At 63.1% G+C, this 17,731-nt stretch carries 17 protein-coding genes and 1 pseudogene; 12 read left to right on the top strand and 6 right to left on the bottom strand.

Annotation, left to right across the window (positions count from 1 at the left end):
* Window positions 1-7: 7 nt before the first annotated feature.
* Window positions 8-373, bottom strand: coding sequence for a hypothetical protein (locus BMY68_RS06685; protein ID WP_085530915.1), 366 nt, complete (start codon window positions 371-373; stop codon window positions 8-10).
* A 216-nt stretch (window positions 374-589) separates the two neighbouring features.
* Here BMY68_RS06685 and BMY68_RS06680 point away from each other — a divergent pair, with 216 nt between their 5' ends.
* Window positions 590-1,453: a non-homologous end joining protein Ku gene (locus BMY68_RS06680; protein WP_085530916.1), complete on the top strand. Its 864-nt coding sequence runs from the start codon at window positions 590-592 to the stop codon at window positions 1,451-1,453.
* Window positions 1,454-1,485: 32 nt separating this feature from the next.
* Entirely contained in the window at window positions 1,486-4,017 is a 2,532-nt protein-coding gene (gene ligD / locus BMY68_RS06675; protein ID WP_085530917.1) for a DNA ligase D, read from the top strand.
* 86 nt (window positions 4,018-4,103) lie between these two features.
* Here ligD and lpxO read toward each other — a convergent pair whose 3' ends face one another.
* A complete protein-coding gene (lpxO, locus tag BMY68_RS06670) occupies window positions 4,104-5,003 on the bottom strand; it encodes a lipid A hydroxylase LpxO (RefSeq protein ID WP_062825821.1) in 900 nt (299 codons plus the stop codon).
* A gap of 312 nt (window positions 5,004-5,315) precedes the next feature.
* On the opposite strand from lpxO, the pseudogene BMY68_RS30035 reads away from it, so the two are divergent.
* From BMY68_RS30035 to BMY68_RS06655, 3 genes and pseudogenes are all read left to right on the top strand, one after another.
* A pseudogene (locus BMY68_RS30035) lies at window positions 5,316-5,532 on the top strand (integrase); the annotation flags it as partial.
* A gap of 5 nt (window positions 5,533-5,537) precedes the next feature.
* A complete protein-coding gene (locus tag BMY68_RS06660; protein ID WP_009043780.1) occupies window positions 5,538-7,124 on the top strand; it encodes an ABC-F family ATPase in 1,587 nt (528 codons plus the stop codon).
* Window positions 7,125-7,327: 203 nt separating this feature from the next.
* Window positions 7,328-8,515, top strand: a complete 1,188-nt coding sequence (locus BMY68_RS06655; RefSeq protein WP_085530918.1) for an MFS transporter — start codon at window positions 7,328-7,330, stop codon at window positions 8,513-8,515.
* A gap of 1 nt (window position 8,516) precedes the next feature.
* Here the strand turns inward: BMY68_RS06655 and BMY68_RS06650 are convergent, their stop codons facing one another.
* A complete protein-coding gene (locus BMY68_RS06650; RefSeq protein ID WP_085530919.1) occupies window positions 8,517-9,554 on the bottom strand; it encodes an alpha/beta hydrolase family protein in 1,038 nt (345 codons plus the stop codon).
* Window positions 9,555-9,781: 227 nt separating this feature from the next.
* Window positions 9,782-10,393 (bottom strand): FMN-dependent NADH-azoreductase, encoded by a 612-nt coding sequence (locus BMY68_RS06645; protein ID WP_085530920.1) that lies wholly within the window; start codon window positions 10,391-10,393, stop codon window positions 9,782-9,784.
* A 129-nt stretch (window positions 10,394-10,522) separates the two neighbouring features.
* On the opposite strand from BMY68_RS06645, the gene BMY68_RS06640 reads away from it, so the two are divergent.
* Window positions 10,523-11,431, top strand: coding sequence for a LysR substrate-binding domain-containing protein (locus BMY68_RS06640; RefSeq protein ID WP_085530921.1), 909 nt, complete (start codon window positions 10,523-10,525; stop codon window positions 11,429-11,431).
* Between the two features lie 23 nt (window positions 11,432-11,454).
* Window positions 11,455-11,799 carry an MmcQ/YjbR family DNA-binding protein gene (locus tag BMY68_RS06635; RefSeq protein WP_062825815.1) on the top strand — a complete coding sequence of 115 codons (345 nt, stop codon included), beginning with the start codon at window positions 11,455-11,457 and terminating at the stop codon, window positions 11,797-11,799.
* Window positions 11,800-11,938: 139 nt separating this feature from the next.
* On the opposite strand, the gene BMY68_RS06630 is transcribed toward BMY68_RS06635, so the two are convergent.
* The gene (locus tag BMY68_RS06630) at window positions 11,939-12,364 is read right to left on the bottom strand and encodes a DUF1294 domain-containing protein (RefSeq protein WP_085530922.1); all 426 of its coding nucleotides are present in this window, start codon (window positions 12,362-12,364) and stop codon (window positions 11,939-11,941) included.
* On the bottom strand, window positions 12,364-13,194 hold the full coding sequence (locus tag BMY68_RS06625) for an undecaprenyl-diphosphate phosphatase (RefSeq protein ID WP_085531569.1): 831 nt from the start codon (window positions 13,192-13,194) through the stop codon (window positions 12,364-12,366). The genes BMY68_RS06630 and BMY68_RS06625 overlap by 1 nt, the downstream gene beginning before the upstream one ends.
* A gap of 285 nt (window positions 13,195-13,479) precedes the next feature.
* Here BMY68_RS06625 and BMY68_RS06620 point away from each other — a divergent pair, with 285 nt between their 5' ends.
* The 5 genes from BMY68_RS06620 (at window position 13,480) to BMY68_RS06600 (ending at window position 17,704) form a co-directional block, all read left to right on the top strand.
* Window positions 13,480-15,114 (top strand): methyl-accepting chemotaxis protein, encoded by a 1,635-nt coding sequence (locus BMY68_RS06620; protein ID WP_085530923.1) that lies wholly within the window; start codon window positions 13,480-13,482, stop codon window positions 15,112-15,114.
* A 108-nt stretch (window positions 15,115-15,222) separates the two neighbouring features.
* The gene (gene pnuC / locus BMY68_RS06615; protein WP_009043772.1) at window positions 15,223-15,789 is read left to right on the top strand and encodes a nicotinamide riboside transporter PnuC; all 567 of its coding nucleotides are present in this window, start codon (window positions 15,223-15,225) and stop codon (window positions 15,787-15,789) included.
* A complete protein-coding gene (locus BMY68_RS06610) occupies window positions 15,786-16,310 on the top strand; it encodes an AAA family ATPase (protein WP_085530924.1) in 525 nt (174 codons plus the stop codon). The genes pnuC and BMY68_RS06610 overlap by 4 nt, the downstream gene beginning before the upstream one ends.
* Window positions 16,311-16,662: 352 nt before the next feature.
* Window positions 16,663-17,124 carry a hypothetical protein gene (locus tag BMY68_RS06605; protein ID WP_009043770.1) on the top strand — a complete coding sequence of 154 codons (462 nt, stop codon included), beginning with the start codon at window positions 16,663-16,665 and terminating at the stop codon, window positions 17,122-17,124.
* Window position 17,125: 1 nt separating this feature from the next.
* Window positions 17,126-17,704, top strand: coding sequence for a hypothetical protein (locus tag BMY68_RS06600; protein ID WP_037004704.1), 579 nt, complete (start codon window positions 17,126-17,128; stop codon window positions 17,702-17,704).
* Window positions 17,705-17,731: the final 27 nt, after the last annotated feature.

The following is a 17,731-nucleotide window of genomic DNA, read 5'->3' as shown; positions in this document are numbered from 1 at the left end:
TCAGCGTTTATCGCTGCTGTTGGTTACGCGGTGGGGTCACGGGTGTCGGATCGATGATCCGTGGCTGGGTGATGGTGCGCGGGTAACCGTTGCCGATGCCGCCGTTCTCCAGGGTCGGAGGGCGTTGCACGGGTACTGGATTAACCCCACGGACAGCCGGGGTGCTGGGCTGGGTGCCCTGCATGCTGTTGGGGTTGGCCCGGCGTATCGGGCTGTTGTAGGGGTTGTTGTTACTGCCGGGCAGGTTCTGCGCCAACAGCATGGCGGACGTTGGGCTGCTGTCCGGATGCGCCGCCTGAGGCGCGGCGAACGCCACGGCGCTGGCCCCGCTCATCAGTGCAAAAGCGACAAGAGCGCGAAGCAGATTGTTCATGGCGACCCTCTTGGATGGCGACGAGTTATCGCATTCGAGTCCAGGCTACGTCGCGCGTTCGGCCTTGTTAATTAAATAATCCGCCAGACATGTAACACGAGTTATCGGCTTGCCCTATGCAGGCCGGCACCCCGGGGAAACTTTCGCGCCGCGCCACGGGTCACCTGAAAATCAGTCGCTGCATGGCGATTCCACAGTCAATACGGGGACAGGCTCATGGCACGGGCAATCTGGAAAGGCGCGATCAGTTTCGGTCTGGTTCACATTCCGGTAGCGCTGGTCTCGGCGACCTCCTCCCAGGGCGTGGACTTCGACTGGCTGGACCAGCGCACCATGGACCCGGTGGGTTACAAACGGGTCAACAAGGTCACCGGCAAGGAAGTCGGCAAGGAACATATCGTCAAGGGCGTGGCCTACGAAAAAGGCCGCTATGTGCTGCTCAGCGAGGACGAAATCCGCTCGGCCCACCCGCTGTCGACCCAGACCATCGACATCTTCGCCTTCGTCGACAGCCAGCAGATCCCGCTGCAGAACATCGACACCCCCTACTTCCTCGCCCCCGACAAGCGTGGCGGCAAGGTCTATGCGCTGCTGCGCGAAACCCTGCAGAGCACCTCGAAAGTCGCCCTGGCCCTGGTGGTGCTGCACACCCGCCAGCATCTAGCGGCGCTGATGCCGCTGGAGTCGGCGCTGGTGCTGGTGATGCTGCGCTGGCCGGCCGAGGTGCGCAGCCTCGACGAACTGGCCCTGGGGCCGGAAGTGACTCACCCGGACCTGGCCAAGGGCGAACGGGACATGGCCAAGCGCCTGGTGGCGGACATGAGCACCGATTGGCAGCCGGAGGAATACCGCGACAGCTTCACCGACAAAATCATGGCCCTGGTGGAGAAAAAGGCCCAGGCCGGCAAGATCGAGGACGTGGAAAGCAGCACCGGCGAAGAGCAACGCAAGAGCGCCGATGTCATCGACCTGACCGAGATGCTCAAGCGCAGCCTGGGAAGCAGATCCAGGAGCAAGGCGCCCGCCAGCCCGGACAAACCCGGCAAGACCAGGAAAACCACGAAGAGCTCCCGCGCCTGAACCACGCGGCTCGCCATACGAGGTAGTGGGTCATGGCCAAATCCCTGAGTGAATACCAGCGCAAGCGCAACTTCGCAATCACCTCGGAGCCGGCGGCGGACAAACCCTCCGCCAAGTCCACCTCAGCCCTGCGTTTCGTGATCCAGAAGCACGATGCGCGCAACCTGCATTACGACTTTCGCCTGGAACTGGGCGGCAGCCTGAAAAGCTGGGCGGTGCCCAAGGGCCCGAGCCTGGACCCCAGGCAAAAACGCCTGGCGGTGCATGTCGAAGACCACCCGCTGAGCTATGGCAATTTCGAAGGCAGCATCCCCGCCGGGCAATACGGCGCCGGCGACGTGATCGTCTGGGACCATGGCGTCTGGCAACCCCATGACGACCCCGCCGCCAGCTATCGGGCGGGCAAGCTCAAGTTCACCCTGATCGGCGAGAAGCTTGGCGGCGACTGGACCCTGGTGCGCACCCATATGCGCGGCAGCGGCGACAAGGAACAGTGGCTGCTGATCAAGGAGCAGGATGCCCAGGCGCGACCGAGCGACGAGTACGACGTGGTCCAGGCCCTGCCCAGAAGCGTGCTCAGCGGTGCCACGGTGGGCTACAGCACAGCCGCCAGCGCCAAACCCCAGGCTGCAAAAAAAGCCGCGAAGAAACCATCGGGGAAAAAATCCGTGGTCCTGCCGCAAAGCCTGGCGCCGCAGCTGGCAACCCTGGTGGACAAGGCGCCCAGCGGCGACTGGCGCTACGAGATCAAGTTCGACGGCTACCGGATCCTGGCGCGAATCCAGGACGACGAGGTGCGCCTGCTGACCCGCAACGGCCACGACTGGACCAGCCGCCTGCCCCAGCAAGCCAAGGCCCTGGCCGCCCTGAAGCTCAAGGACAGCTGGCTGGACGGCGAAATGGTAGTGCTCAACGACGAAGGCCTGCCGGACTTCCAGGCGCTGCAGAACGCCTTCGATATCGGCCGCAGCGTGGACATCATCTATTACCTGTTCGATGCGCCTTTTCTGCAGGGCGAGGACTTGCGCGAAACGCCGGTGGAGGAACGCCGTCAGGCCCTCAAGCAGGCGCTCGGGCGCAAATCGAGCAAGGTCCTGCGCTTTTCCGAAGCCTTTGCCGCCCACCACCAGGACGTCCTCGAACGTGCCTGCGCCCTGTCCCTCGAGGGAGTGATCGGCAAGCGGGCCGGCAGCCCCTATGTGTCGCGCCGCAGCGCCGACTGGATCAAGCTCAAATGCCGGCTGCGCCAGGAGTTCGTGGTGGTCGGCTATACCCGCCCGCAAGGTTCGCGCAGCGGTTTTGGCGCCCTGCTGCTGGGGGTCAACGACGCGAGCGGGCTGGTGTACGCCGGCCGGGTCGGCACCGGTTTCGACCAGAAGACCTTGAAGCAGCTGCATGAGCGGATGCAGGAACTTGAGCGGGATTCATCGCCTTTGGCCAAGCCCCTGACCGCGGCCCAGGCCCGCGGCGTGCACTGGATCGAACCGCAACTGGTGGCCGAAGCCGAGTTCGCCGAGTGGACCCGCGAACAGGTGGTGCGCCAGGCGGCGTTCATCGCCCTGCGCAGCGATAAGCCGGCCAGGGAAATCGTCCGCGAGCAGCCGCAGACCTCCAAGGCCGTCGAGACCCGCAGCCGGAGCACGCCCGCCCGTTCGGATAAGGCAGCCGCTCACAGCGTCGCCGGGGTCAAGATCACCCACCCTGAACGGGTCATCGACAAGCAGTCTGGCACCACCAAACTGCAACTGGCGCAGTTCTACGCCAGCATCGACCAGCAGATCCTGCCGCACCTGCGCGAGCGGCCGGTGTCCTTGCTGCGAGCCCCTGAAGGGGTGGAAGGCGAGCAGTTTTTCCAGAAACATGCCGAGCACCTGGCCATCCCCCATATCCGCCACCTCGACCCGGCGCTGGACCCCGGCCACGCGCGCCTGATGGAAATCGACAGTACTGCGGCGCTGATCGGCACGGTGCAGATGGGCACCATCGAGCTGCACACCTGGGGCGCGACCCACGACCAGATCGAAACCCCGGACCTGTTCGTGCTCGACCTCGACCCGGACCCGGCCCTGCCCTGGAAAAGCATGCTGGAGGCCACCCAACTGACCCTTTCGGTGCTCGATGAGCTGGGTTTGCAGGTCTTCCTGAAAATCAGCGGCGGCAAAGGCATGCACCTGGTCGTGCCGCTGGCGCGCAAGGCCGACTGGGACACGGTCAAGGGTTTCGCCAAGGCCATCGCGCAATTCATGGCGCAGCAGTTGCCGGAGCGCATCACCGCGACCATGGGCCCGAAAAACCGGGTCGGCAAAATCTTCGTCGATTACCTGCGCAATACCCGTGGCGCCAGCACCGTGGCCGCCTATTCGGTACGGGCGCGCCCCGGGCTGCCGGTCTCGGTGCCTATCGCGCGGGATGAGCTGGGCGATGTCCGGCATGCCCAGCAGTGGAATGTGGCGAACCTGAGTCAGCGCCTGGAGGCCTTGACCGAGGATCCGTGGCACGGCTACGCCCATCGGCAGCGGATCACCGCGAAGATGTGGCAGCAATTGGGGGCGGACAAGCCTTGAGGAAATGATTGCGGGCAAGCCTCGTTCCTGCAGAGCCCATACAGGAGCGAGGCTTGCCCGCGATCAGCGATTCGCCGTGCGGCGAATCAGATGAAGATGAACAGCAGCAACAGCGCAGCGAAGATCGCCCACTTTTCCAGGTAATAAAGCTTGCGGTTGCGCTTTTTCAGCTCTTTACCGCGCAGGCGGATCTTGTACAGCCTGGTGAAGGCGCGGTTCAGGCCCCCGGTGCGGTCGCCGGCATCGTTGGGCGAACCGGCGGCGGCCATCACGGTGCGGCTGAACCAGCGGTTGAAGGCGGCGGCCCAGCGGTACTTCATCGGCCGCTCGACGTCACAGAACAGGATGATGCGGTTCTGCTCGGTGGTGTTTTCCGCGTAGTGGATGTAGGTCTCGTCGAACATCACCGCTTCGCCGTCGCGCCAGTGATAGTGCTCACCGTCGACATTGATGTAGCAACCGGCGCTGTTGGGCGTTTCCAGGCCCAGGTGGTAACGGTAGGAACCGGCATAAGGGTCGCGGTGGCGCACCAGCTTCGAGCCCGGCGGCAGTTCGGCGAACATCGCCGCCTTGATCGAGCCGATGCTTTGCACCAGTTCGGTGGTCCGCGGGCACAGCTTCATCGCCGAAGGATGGCTGTCGCCGTACCACTTGAGGTAGAAGCGCTTCCAGCCGGTCTTGAAGAATGAGTTGAAGCCGACGTCGTCGTACTGCTCCGAACGCTTGATCTCCCCGGCCCTGAGCAGGCTTTGGCCCTCGGCGCGGATTTCTTCCCAGTGAGCCTGCAGCGGGCTCAGGTCGGGAAAGTCGGCCGGATCGAGGTACGGGCGGTTGGGGATCTTCGAGAACAGATAAAGGAAGCAGTTGATCGGGGCCAGGAAGGTCGAGTGATCACTCAGCTGGCGGCCCAGTTTATGGCGCACGCGACCACGCAGGTGCACATACGCGATGGATAAAACGTAAACAGCGGCAATGATGAGTTTCACGGAAATCGTCACATGTCAGAAGAGAACATACTGCGCCCCCACATAGGCCACCTGGGCCGGGGTCATATGCAGCGTCCGAAAGCGATAAGAGGTCCTGAAGGCACGTCCCTGAGCCCATGCCAATGATGGCATGTGGCAACTGGTCGGCATTTTAGCCACAGTTTGTAACCAAAGGTTAACTCCGATTTGTGAAAATGTGTCCGTCCACCGTGCCACGACCTAAGTCGCATTGCCCGGGACAAATCCGCAGCGGCGATTTTTGCAACGCCTGACGCTTATCGGCCTGGATGAAAAATCCGTGGGTCACTGTCATACAACTGCCGGCGCACATATGCGACAATGCGCGCCAAATTCCAACATGACCTCCCACCTTTATTGCCCAGCAACTTGGCCATAGCGTCCAGATGTTGCTGTCTACTTATGCTCGCTGGCTCGACCCTGGCTCGACCCTGGCGAAATGGAAAAGCTCCAGAATGCCCCGGGAATGGCCCAAGAGCCCACACGATGCTCGCAACCCCTTGATAGGTAAAGTAATTGATCTCCACAGCTAACATCACGATGCAGTTCGGCGCCAAGCCGCTATTCGAGAACGTTTCGGTCAAGTTCAACGGCGGCAACCGCTATGGCCTGATCGGCGCCAACGGTTGCGGCAAGTCGACTTTCATGAAAATCCTCGGCGGCGACCTCGAGCCGTCCGGCGGCCAGGTCATGCTGGAGCCGAACGTTCGCCTGGGTAAATTGCGCCAGGACCAGTTCGCCTACGAAGAATTCACCGTGATCGACACCGTGATCATGGGTCACGAAGAGCTGTGGAAGGTCAAGGCCGAGCGCGATCGCATCTACTCGCTGCCGGAAATGAGCGAAGAAGACGGCATGGCCGTGGCCGAGCTGGAAACCGACTTCGCCGAGATGGACGGCTACACCGCCGAATCCCGCGCCGGTGAACTGCTGCTGGGCCTGGGCATTCCCCTGGAACAGCACTTCGGCCCGATGACCGAAGTGGCTCCGGGCTGGAAGCTGCGGGTCTTGCTGGCCCAGGCGCTGTTCTCCGATCCGGAAGTGCTGCTGCTCGACGAACCAACCAACCACCTGGACATCAACACCATCCGCTGGCTGGAAACGATTCTGACGGCGCGTAACAGCACCATGATCATCATTTCCCACGACCGTCACTTCCTCAACAGCGTCTGCACCCACATGGCCGACCTGGACTACGGCGAGCTGCGCCTGTTCCCGGGCAACTACGACGAGTACATGACCGCGGCGACCCAGTCCCGCGAGCAACTGCTGTCGGACAACGCCAAGAAGAAAGCCCAGATCGCCGAGCTGCAGACCTTCGTCAGCCGCTTCTCGGCCAACGCCTCGAAAGCCAAGCAGGCCACCTCCCGCGCCAAGCAGATCGACAAGATCCAGCTGGCCGAGGTCAAGCCATCGAGCCGCGTCAGCCCGTTCATCCGCTTCGAACAGACCAAGAAGCTGCACCGCCAGGCCGTGACCATCGAGCAGATGTCCAAGGGCTTCGACGGCAAGACCCTGTTCAAGAACTTCAGCTTCACCGTCGAAGCCGGCGAGCGAGTGGCGATCATCGGCCCGAACGGCATCGGCAAGACCACCCTGCTGCGTACCCTGATGGGCGAGCTGACCCCGGACGCCGGTTCGGTGAAGTGGACCGAAAGCGCCGAGCTGGGCTACTACGCCCAGGACCACGCCCATGACTTCGAAGACGACGTCAGCCTGTTCGACTGGATGGGCCAGTGGACCCAGGGCGAGCAGATCATCCGTGGCACCCTGGGCCGCATGCTGTTTTCCAACGACGAGATCCTCAAGTCGGTCAAGGTCATCTCCGGTGGTGAGCAAGGTCGCATGCTGTTCGGCAAGCTGATCCTGCAAAAGCCCAACGTCCTGGTGATGGACGAACCGACCAACCACCTGGACATGGAATCCATCGAGGCGCTGAACCTGGCGCTGGAAAACTACCCGGGCACGCTGATCTTCGTCAGCCACGACCGGGAGTTCGTGTCGTCCCTGGCCACTCGCATCATCGAGCTGAGCCCGAACGGCGTGACCGACTTCAGCGGCACCTACGACGACTACCTGCGCAGCCAGGGCGTGGTGTTCTAAGGAACGCCCGCTGGTTGCCAGTCTGCAAGCCCCGTCCTGGTGACGGGGCTTTTTTATGCCTTATATAAAAGCAGCGACTCGCGCTGAGCTGGTCCCTGGTACCGCAAATACCCGGCCATAAAGAAATCGTTAGCCTGCTTCCTTTTATTTCCGGCCCGCGCCATGATGCGGTTCTCCAACCGCCCGCCCGCGAACGAGCCCTCATGTCTGCGCAACAACAGCCCGTGCCCAGCTCCATGGCGATCACCCTGCAGATCGTCTCTATCGTCTTCTATACCTTTATCGCGTTTCTCTGCATCGGCCTGCCGATCGCGGTGCTGCCGGGTTACGTCCACGGCGAACTGGGCTTCAGCGCGGTGGTGGCCGGGCTGACCATCGGCTCGCAGTACCTGGCCACCCTCCTCAGCCGGCCCATGGCCGGGCGCCTGTCGGACAACATCGGCACCAAACGGGCGATCGTCTACGGCCTGGCGGGGATTTTCCTCAGCGGGCTGCTGACCCTGGCGTCCACCCTCCTGCAAACATTGCCGCTGCTCAGCCTGAGCGTCCTGTTGCTGGGACGTTTGCTGCTGGGAGTGGCCCAGGGCCTGATCGGCGTGGGCACCATCAGCTGGTGCATGGGCCAGGTCGGCGCCGAGCACACCGCGCGCTCGATTTCCTGGAACGGTATAGCCTCCTATGGCGCGATTGCCATCGGCGCGCCGCTGGGGGTGGTGATGGTCGCCGACTACGGTTTCGAAAGCCTGGGGCTGGCCCTGTCGCTGCTGGCAGCCCTGGCCCTGCTGCTGATCCGCAACAAGCCATCGGTGCCGGTGATCCGCGGCGAGCGCCTGTCGTTTCGCGCGGTGTTCGGCCGTATCGCGCCGTACGGCGCCGGCCTGAGCCTGGCGTCCATCGGCTACGGCACCCTGACCACCTTTATTACCCTGTTCTACCTCAGCCGCGGCTGGACCGGCGCGGCCTATTGCCTGACGGTATTCGGTATCTGCTTCATCCTCTCGCGCCTGCTGTTCATCTCCAGCATCAGCCGGTTTGGCGGTTATCGCGCGGCCATCGCCTGCATGAGCATCGAGACCCTGGGCCTGATCCTGCTGTGGCTGGCGCCATCGACGGCGTTCGCCATGATCGGCGCCGGGCTCGCCGGCTTCGGCCTGTCGCTGGTGTACCCGGCGCTGGGGGTGGAAGCGATCAAGCAGGTGCCCAGCACCAGCCGCGGCGCCGGCCTGAGCGCCTACGCGGTGTTTTTCGACCTGGCGCTGGCGATTGCCGGGCCCTTGATGGGCGCGGTGGCGTTGAATCTGGGGTATTCGTGGATCTTCTTCTGCGCGGCGCTGCTGTCGCTCAGCGCCCTGGGCCTGACCCTGCTGCTCAAGCGCCGGGCCGACGCCTGATTCACTGATCCGCGGTCTGCATCCCGGCCCGGCTCGGCTTGCCCAGGGCCTGGGCAAAGAAGCGGCCGGCCTCGGCGATCAGATTGCGGTGGATGTCCTCGCGGTCGACGCCATCAGCGTCAGTGCACAAGGCCGGCATGCTCAGCAACTGCTCCTCGGTGCACGGCGCCATGAACACGAAGTGCCCGGCCCCGGCCAACAGCCTGAAGTCCGGCGCGACCGGCAGCTTGCGGGCCAGGGCCGCGGCGTTCTTGTCCAGGGCCACCAGCTTGTCGACGTCGCCGCTGTACAGCAGCACCGGTACATGCACGCCGGACAGGGTCTGGCGCCCGAACTTCAGGCTCAGCGGCGCCATCAGCAGCAAGGCCTGGACCCGCGGGTCGGCGACCGGTTGCAGGTCGTCGCGATCGACGATCAGTTCGCCCTGGGTATTGCAGGCATCGTGATCGTCGGGGCGCTCCTGGCAGTAGCGGCGCAGGCGGTCCAGGTCGGGGGTCGCTCCGGACAGGATCAGCGCGGTTTCGCCGCCGGCCGAGTAACCGATGACCCCGACCTGCCCGGCGTTGACGAAAGGCGACAGCATCGGGTCGGCCAGGGTCGCGGTGATGGCTTCGGAAATCTGGATCGGCCGGCCATAAAGATTGCTCAGGGTCCCCAGCCGGCTGTGATCCTTGTAGTTGTCGCCCGGATGAATCACCGCCACCACCACGAAGCCCTTGCGCGCCAGCGAGGTGGCCAGGTCGTGCAGGGCCAGCGGCGTGCCGGTATTGCCGTGGGACAGCATCAACAGCGGAAAACGGCCGATGGCGACCTTCGAATCCCGAGAGGCGGCGAGCTGATAACCCTCGACCTTGCTGCTGTGTTCGATGCCGGTGGAGGGATAGAAGGCAATGGCACGCATCGGCTGCTGGTCCAGCGGGTCGAGAAAGCTCATCTCGTGGAAGCCCACGCTCCAGTGCGGATGGGGCGCGGGCACGGCGTGCACGATAATCGGGCCGCCGAGCAGGCAGATCAGTGACATTGCCCAAAGACGCATCATGGATGCACCACCTTCCCTACCTGATGAAAACGCCGGTTCATTGCTTCACTGGCCAGGAATTCGCTGGCCTGTTGCCTGGAGCTGTCGGGCCTGGTCAAGCCACTGCATAACCCGCGCCAGAATAAAAAACGCGAACACGAAAAACTCCGTATTCCGCTGCCTGGAGGGCAACAGAATACAGAGTTTAAAGGGCCTTGCCTGGGGCGTAAGCGACTTTTACACAAGCCTTACGCGGCAGCGAAAAGTTGCTCGCTGATGTGCGTCCGGGCGTCGCTCAGGGCCTTGTTGCGGACTTCGTCGCCATAAGCCAGGCCGTGGGCGCGGACGAATTCGATGTCGGTGATGCCGAGGAAGCCGAACAGCACTTTCAGGTAATCCTCGTGAGCCACGCCAGTGGCCTGGCCAACATGCAGGCCGCCGGAGGTAGACACCACCACGACTTTCTTGCCACCGCACAGGCCTTCAGGGCCGGCTTCGGTGTAGCGGAATGTCTGGCCGGCGACGGCGATGCGGTCGATCCAGGCCTTGAGTTGGGTCGGGATGGTGAAGTTGTACATAGGCGCGGCGATCACTACCGCGTCGGCGGCCTGGAATTCGGCGAGGGTCGAAGCGCTCAGCTCGGCTTCGTGCTGCTGGGCAGCGTTGCGCACTTCGGCCGGGGTACCGGCGGCCACCAGGGTGGCGGAGCTGAAATGGCTGATGGCGTCGGCGGCCAGGTCGCGGTAGGTCACTTCAACGCTGGCATCGGCGTTTTTCCAGGCCTTGACCACGCTTTCGCTCAACTGACGGGAAGCCGAGTTGTCACCAAGGATGCTCGAATCGATATGCAACAGTTTCATCTGGGATTCTCCAAGTGAGGATCGCCACCGGGCGATCAATTGAGGATAATCCTACAGATGAAACCAATAGCTGATTAGTCGGCATAAATGCGATAGTTTGTCCCACCAGCAGGACAGTCGAGTCAGGATATGCAAGACCTCAACGATCTTTATTACTTTGCCAAGGTGGTGGAAGCCGGTGGCTTCGCCGCCGCCGGGCGTTTACTGGGGGTGCCCAAATCCCGTTTGTCGCGGCGTATCGCCGAACTGGAAGAACGCCTGCACACCCGGTTGCTGCAACGCACCACCCGCCAATTGAAGCTGACCGCGGTCGGCGAACGTTATCTGCGTCACTGCCAGGCCATGCTGCTGGAAGCGGAAATGGCCGACGAGGCCGTGGCCAGCATGTCCAGCGAACCTCGCGGGCGCCTGCGGGTGTCCTGTCCGGTGGGCCTGGCCCATCATATGTTGCCGAGCGTCATCAGTTCGTTCCTCGAGCAGTATCCCCAGGTCCAGCTGGAGATGCAGTTGCTCAATCGCCGGGTCGACGTGGTCGCCGAAGGCATCGACGTAGCGCTGCGGGTTCGCGAGCATGGCGACGAAGATCCCTTGCTGGTGACCCGGCGCCTGCGCCAGGCGCAGACCGTGATGGTCGCCAGCCCGGGGTTCGCCCGGGAATGGCCGATCCACAGTCCCGAAGACCTGCACAAGGTGCCGGTGCTGGGAGCCCTGGAGGCCGACCGCATGGTGCATCTGCGCATGCTCGACGCCCAGGGCGAGAAGTGCGACCTAGTCCTGGAGGCGCGCCTGGGCATCGACGATTTTCTGGTGCGTCGCTCCTGCGCCCTCGCCGGCCTTGGCTGTACCATCCTGCCGATGATGTATTGCGAGGAAGAACTGCAGACCGGGCAACTGGTGCAACTGCTGCCGCAATGGTCGTTGCCCGGCGGCTGGCTGCAGGCGGTCTACCCTCACCGGCGCGGTGTATTGCCAGCGGTCAGGGCGTGGATCGAGCATGTCAGCGAAGCGTTCAAAGGCTGCGGAGACCGCACACTGTGACAGCGCGACAAAAGGAAAAAACCATGACTGAAGCGGATGTGGCGCAATTCTGCCTGGACTTGCCAGGCGCGCGCGAAGACTACAAATGGGGTGGCGTGCGGGTGTTTTCCGTGGCCGGCAACAAGATGTTCGCCCTGCAGAACCTGCGGGGCGAGTCACTGGCGTTCAAGGTGGACAAGGAGCTGTTCCTCGGCCATGTCGACCGTCCCGGCATCGGGCCGGCGCCGTACCTGGCCCGGGCACACTGGATCATCATGCAGACGCCCTACCCGCTGGGCGCCGGTGAACTGCGGGACTTGCTGCAGCGTTCGCACCAGTTGGTGGTGAGCAAGCTGCCCAAGCGGGTACAGGTCGGGTTGTTACTCTAGGTTCTGTACGACAAGTGGCTGCGCTCGGTCATGCTGCGTTAAAAACAGGCTCGGAATGCTCATTATAGGCCCCTAAACTCCGCTTCCTCGCCTGTTTTTGCCTTGCCTGACCTTCGCTCGCCGACTTTTCGTAAAGAACCTAGAACAGCGAGAACAGGCTGCCTTCAAGAAACAGCCGGTCGATCCAGAACACCTGGTGCAGCAGCACGATCAGCCAGAACACCAGTTGATAGGACAGCTTGCGGGTCTTGTGGCGAAACGCCTGCTGCGCCAGCAAGGCACCTGGCCAGCCACCGGCCAGTTCCACGGCATGCAGGACGTTTTCCGGGGTCCGCCAGCTGTCGCTGCGGGCCTTGCGCTTGTCGCTCCAGTAGAGGAAGAACGTCAGCACGCTGACCGCGCCGTAGGCCGCCAGCGGTACCCAGGAAATCCCCTTCACACCCAGTAGCAACGAGCCGCACAGCGGCAAGGCGCAGAGCAGCAGGAAGATCACCGCCTTGAGCCGTGGCTGCTGGATCCGAGCCCCGGCGGCTTCGCCGGGGCGGTTCTGATTGCGTGCGTTCATCAGGAATGGACCGCGGTCCAGTCGACCCAACCGAACTGCCAGGTGGCGAGGATCACCAGGCCAAAGGCAATGCGGTACCAGGCAAACGCCGCGTAGCTGTGGTTGGCGATGAACTTGAGCAGGCCCCTGACCGCAATCATCGCGAAGATGAACGAGGTGATGAACCCAACGGCGAACACCGGCAGGTCGTCCGGCTGGAACAGATTGCGGTACTTGTAGCCCGAGTAGACCGCGGCACCGACCATGGTCGGCATCGCCAGGAAGAACGAGAACTCGGTGGCGGTCTTGCGCGACAGGCCGAACAACAGGCCGCCAATGATGGTGGAGCCCGAGCGCGAGGTGCCTGGAATCATCGCCAGGCACTGGGCGAAACCGACCTTCAAGGCATCTTTCCAGCTGATTTCATCCACCGTGTTGGCATGTATTTCATGCTGTCGGCGTTCGGCCCAGAGCATGACCACACCCCCCACCACCAGCGCCGTGGCGACGGTGATCGGGTTGAACAGGTATTCATGGATCAGGTCGGCGAATATCACCCCCAGGACCACGGCGGGCAGGAAGGCGATCAGCAGGTTGATGGTGAAACGCTGGGCGTTGCGCTGGGTCGGCAGGCCGGTGATCACGTCGAGGATCTTGCGGCGAAATTCCCAGACCACCGCGAGAATGGCCCCCAGCTGAATGATGATGTTGAATGCCATGGCGCGCTCGCCACCGAAGTTGAGCAAGTCGGCAACGATAATCTGGTGGCCGGTACTGCTGATGGGCAGAAACTCTGTCAGCCCTTCCACAATCCCTAAAATCAATGCCTGTGCGGCGGTCCAAAGCTCCATCAATCCCCCGAAGGTCATGCCGTAACATGCCTTTTTAGTTTTTCTTCAATGTTCACTGACGCGTGCGTCGCGGATTCGCAGCCGCAATAGGATCATCATCGCCCCTGAAAATTCCGTGAAAAATCAGCCGGATTCAGGTTTTTCGCGATGAGGCCGAAATCCTAGCAGACAGACGCGATAAACGCTGTCGCGTTGCGAGAATCCGATGGACCTGACTGCAAGGAGCGCATGACGGATGTACGGGGTGTTTCCATTACAAGAACAACAATCGGGAGTGACAGATTCATGAACAGCTTACGCAGAATGTCGATCAGCCGCCGGCTGTGGCTGATCCTGATTGTGGCGGTACTGATGCTGATGACCCTGGGCATGCTGATGCTCAAGCAGATCCGCGACGACCTGTACCAGGCCAAGGCGCAGAAGACCCAGCACGTGGTGCAGACCGCCAACGGCGTGCTGGCCTATTTCCAGGGCCTGGAAAGCGCCGGCAGCCTCGATCGCGCGACGGCGCAGAAGCAGGCGCTGAGCGCCATACGCAACCTGCGCTACGACCAGAGCGACTACTTCTGGATCAACGACCTGACCCCGGTCATGGTCATGCACCCGACCAACCCCAAGCTCGACGGCCAGAACCTCGCGGCAATCCGCGACCCGGACGGCTTTGCCGTGTTCAACGAAATGGTAGCCATCGCCAAGGCCAAGGGCGCCGGCATGGTCAACTATCGCTGGCCGAAACCGGGCGCCAGCGAGCCGGTGCAGAAGACCTCCTATGTCCAGCTGTTCCAGCCCTGGGGCTGGATCATCGGTTCGGGGGTGTACATCGATGACGTGCAGGCCGAGTTCCGCAGCCAGGTGGTGAAGGCCTCGGTCGGCGGTATCGCCATTGCCCTGCTCATGGCCCTGCTGGTGTTGCTGATCGCCCGCAGCATCGTCCGCCCGCTGCAGGAAACCGTGCACGCCATGGCCAATATCGCCAGCGGCGAAAGCGACCTGACCCGCACCCTCGACACCCACGGCCAGGACGAAGTCACCGAACTGGCCCGGCACTTCAACGGCTTCACCGCCAAGCTGCGTCTCGTCGTCAGCCAGCTGCAGGTGTCGGCCTCAGCTCTGGCGCAGTCTTCCACCGACCTGGGCAGCAATGCCAGCCAGGCCCAGGAACGCAGCCAGCAGCAGTCGCAGCAGATGGAACTGGTGGCCACCGCCATCAACGAAGTGACCTACGGCGTACAGGACGTGGCGAAGAACGCCGAACACGCCGCCAGCGAGATGCGCGACGCCGAAGCCCAGGCCCAGCAGGGCCAGGTCAATATCGACGGCAGCCTGCAACAGATCGACCGGCTCTCGGCCACCATCGACCAGGCCGTGGAAGTGATTCGCACCCTGGCCCAGGAAAGCACCCAGATCGGCAGCGTGCTGGAGGTGATCCACTCGATCGCTGAGCAGACCAACCTGCTGGCGCTCAACGCGGCGATCGAAGCCGCTCGTGCTGGCGAACAGGGCCGTGGGTTCGCCGTGGTGGCCGATGAAGTGCGCCTGCTGGCCCAGCGGACGCAGAAATCCACTGCCGAGATCCAGTCGATGATCGAGCGCCTGCAAGGGCACTCGGAAGCCGCGGTGAAAGTCATCGGCGACAGCAGCCGGGCTTCGCAGCAGACCATCGAACAGGCCGGGCTGGCCGGTGAAAGCCTGAACGCCATCGGCCAGGCCCTGCGCAACCTCAACGGGCTGAACGCCTCGATTGCCAGCGCCACGTTGCAACAGGCCCATGTGGTCGAAGACATCAACCAGAACGTGACCCAGGCCGCCGGCCTGTCCCACAGCACCGCCCTGGCGGCCGAGCAGTCCAGTGCCGCCAGCCTGCACCTCAAGGAACTGAGCGAGCAGCTCAACGGCCTGTTGCGCCAGTTCCGGGTCTGAAACTGGCCGTGGCGGGGTTTTCGCCCCGCCACGGTTGCCGGCCTTCACTAACATGCAAGGCCGCTTCTGGTTACAATCCGCACCCTCCTCCGCTTCCAGGTAGTTTTCATGTCCGGGCTTGAACTGTTCGCCGCCGCACTCGGCGTGATCGCCGTCTGGCTGACAGTCAGACAGAACCCCTGGTGCTGGCCGATCGGCCTGGTCATGGTGCTGCTGTACAGCTGGATCTTCTTCGAGGTGAAGCTGTATTCGGACATGCTGCTGCAAGTGGTCTACGCCGCCCTGCAACTCTATGGCTGGTGGCAATGGACCCGCGGTGGCGCCAGTCATCAGGGGCGTCCGGTCAGCCTGCTGGCGCCGCGCTCGATGCTGTTCGGCCTGAGCCTCGGGGCTATCGGCAGCCTGCTGCTGGGAGCGGCCATGGCCCATTGGACCGATGCCGCGCAACCCTGGCTGGACGCCGCGCTGACCGGCTTCAGCCTGGTGGCGCAGTGGTGGATGGCGCAGAAGCGCGTGCAATGCTGGCCGCTGTGGATTGCCGTCGACGTGATTTTTGTCGGCCTGTTCATCTACAAGGACCTGTACCTGACGGCAGCCCTGTACGGCCTGTTCACCCTGCTGGCCGTGCAGGGCTGGCGCGCCTGGCGGGCCGACCCGGCGTTGCGCCCGGCATGAAGGTCCTGGTGTTGACCGGCCCCGAGTCCAGCGGCAAAAGCTGGCTCAGCGGCCACTTGCAGGCGCGCTTCGGCGGCATCCAGGTGGGCGAGTACGTCCGCTATTTCATCGAGCAGCAGCGACGCGACACCTGCCTGGCGGACATCCCGGAGATCGCCCGCGGCCAGCTGGCCTGGGAGGACCAGGCCCGGGCACAACAGCCGCCGCTGCTGATTCTCGACACGCACCTGCTGAGCAATATGCTCTGGAGCCAGACCCTGTTCGGCGCCTGCCCGGACTGGCTGGAACCCGAGCTGCTGGCTCGCCGCTACGATCTGCACCTGCTGCTCTCGCCGGAAGATGTCGGCTGGAGCGACGACGGCCAGCGCTGCCAACCCCAACTGAGCGAGCGCCTGGCCTTCTTCAAGGCCACCAGCGATTGGCTGGTGCAACACCAGCAGCCCTTCGAAGTGATTCGCGGCGACTGGGAAGCCCGTCGACAACGGGCATTCGAGCGGGTCGAGCGTTTACTTCAGGGTTAGCCGAATCCTTTTCCTGTCCGCGTTTTTTCCTCTGCTGGCGAGAAAAACGTCCATCCCTGAAACACCCGCCGCTGCGCAGAACGGCCAAATCAAAGGGCTTCTCATTGCCCTTCTGCCATCTGTTAAAACGCTGATACAACCCGCCGCGAGCCCCCCGATCCAGAGCCTCGCCACGGCAATACCGGGCTGTCGAAGGCGATACTGGTCTCATGGTTGAAACACCTCTGCCCCGGCAACACGCCTGGTTATTCATAACCTGTTGAATTTTTGAAACAATCGAAAAGCGGCACGGCTTCTGCTCTCTCCCTCGCAACGCTGACTAGGGCCAGCGAAAGAAGAAGGGAATGCTACCGTGGAGAATCTCAATTCAGCTCTGACCCGCCTCCTGCTGATCGGCTGTGCCATCGGCTCGCTGCTCAGCCTCCCGGCCCAGGCAGCCGGCGACATCAGGGACGGCAGGATTGTTCTCGACCGCGACGTGCAACCTCATACCGTCGGCCGCCCTCCGCTGCATCCTGACCCCTACCCGACCACCGTCAATGCCAACCCATCGGCCCGGGTCAAACAGATGACCAGCAACACCGAATTGAGCGACGGCGATTTTGCCGGGGTCAGCAGCGGTTCCACGATCAGCAGCAGCGTCATGCCCAACGGCGTGAACCTGCAGGGGCTGAACACCGTCACCAACCCCAATGGCCTGACCGGCATGAGCGCCGGCCACGGCGGCGGCAGCGGTGGCGCCATCTCCGGCACCATCAACCGCTCCCTGAATTCTGGCCTGGCTCCTTTGGGCAGACTGGCCGGAGGCCAATGAGATGACTCGTACCCTCGTATGGCTTGCCCTGTTCGGCTGCGCTTCGGTGATGGCCGACCCAGGCATCCAGGCGGTGGACACCGCCACCCTTCACAACTCCGGCGCCCGCTACAACGGCAACTTCAACGTCAACCAGGCCGCCGGCGACCAGCAGCAACAGACCAACACACGCGCCATTGCCATCGGCACCGACGCCCAGGCCACCACCGTGGTCCGGCAGAAGCTCGGCACCCCGGCGAGCAGCGCGATCGACGCCAGCAGCAACATTGGCGGCAACGCTTTCAGCAACGGCAACGGGGTCCTGGGCGTGAACCAGGGAGCCGGCGCCAACAACCAGATGGTCAACGCAATGCGGGTGAGCATCAGTGCCCAGCCGCAAAGCATCGACGACAGCGTCCTGTCCCAACAGAACGTGGCGCTGTTACCAGGCTCGGGAGCAACTGACGCTTCTAAAGGCAGCCGCCAGGTCGTTACCAGCGACCAGGCCTTCACCGGCAGCCGGGGAGTGATTCAGGTGAACCAGAGTGCCGGGGTGGGGAACCGAATGGCTAACACCCTGAGCATACGGGTCGCTGACTGACCCGCAGCAGTGCGATTGGAAGGTACC

The sequence above is a fragment of the Pseudomonas sp. NFACC41-3 genome (assembly GCF_900109505.1).
Taxonomy (GTDB): Bacteria; Pseudomonadota; Gammaproteobacteria; order Pseudomonadales; family Pseudomonadaceae; genus Aquipseudomonas; species Aquipseudomonas chlororaphis.
The sequence above is the reverse complement of the archived record's forward strand: the minus strand, read 5'-3'. Positions and strand labels throughout refer to the sequence as shown.

Excerpts from the sequence above, each read along its gene's own strand:
- BMY68_RS06685 (WP_085530915.1), bottom strand. The coding sequence starts at position 373 with ATGAACAATCTGCTTCGCGCTCTTGTCGCTTTTGCACTGATGAGCGGG.
- BMY68_RS06680 (WP_085530916.1), top strand. The coding sequence starts at position 590 with ATGGCACGGGCAATCTGGAAAGGCGCGATCAGTTTCGGTCTGGTTCAC.
- ligD (WP_085530917.1), top strand. The coding sequence starts at position 1,486 with ATGGCCAAATCCCTGAGTGAATACCAGCGCAAGCGCAACTTCGCAATC.
- BMY68_RS06655 (WP_085530918.1), top strand. The coding sequence starts at position 7,328 with ATGTCTGCGCAACAACAGCCCGTGCCCAGCTCCATGGCGATCACCCTG.
- BMY68_RS06650 (WP_085530919.1), bottom strand. The coding sequence starts at position 9,554 with ATGATGCGTCTTTGGGCAATGTCACTGATCTGCCTGCTCGGCGGCCCG.
- BMY68_RS06645 (WP_085530920.1), bottom strand. The coding sequence starts at position 10,393 with ATGAAACTGTTGCATATCGATTCGAGCATCCTTGGTGACAACTCGGCT.
- BMY68_RS06640 (WP_085530921.1), top strand. The coding sequence starts at position 10,523 with ATGCAAGACCTCAACGATCTTTATTACTTTGCCAAGGTGGTGGAAGCC.
- BMY68_RS06635 (WP_062825815.1), top strand. The coding sequence starts at position 11,455 with ATGACTGAAGCGGATGTGGCGCAATTCTGCCTGGACTTGCCAGGCGCG.
- BMY68_RS06630 (WP_085530922.1), bottom strand. The coding sequence starts at position 12,364 with ATGAACGCACGCAATCAGAACCGCCCCGGCGAAGCCGCCGGGGCTCGG.
- BMY68_RS06625 (WP_085531569.1), bottom strand. The coding sequence starts at position 13,194 with ATGGAGCTTTGGACCGCCGCACAGGCATTGATTTTAGGGATTGTGGAA.
- BMY68_RS06620 (WP_085530923.1), top strand. The coding sequence starts at position 13,480 with ATGAACAGCTTACGCAGAATGTCGATCAGCCGCCGGCTGTGGCTGATC.
- pnuC (WP_009043772.1), top strand. The coding sequence starts at position 15,223 with ATGTCCGGGCTTGAACTGTTCGCCGCCGCACTCGGCGTGATCGCCGTC.
- BMY68_RS06610 (WP_085530924.1), top strand. The coding sequence starts at position 15,786 with ATGAAGGTCCTGGTGTTGACCGGCCCCGAGTCCAGCGGCAAAAGCTGG.
- BMY68_RS06600 (WP_037004704.1), top strand. The coding sequence starts at position 17,126 with ATGACTCGTACCCTCGTATGGCTTGCCCTGTTCGGCTGCGCTTCGGTG.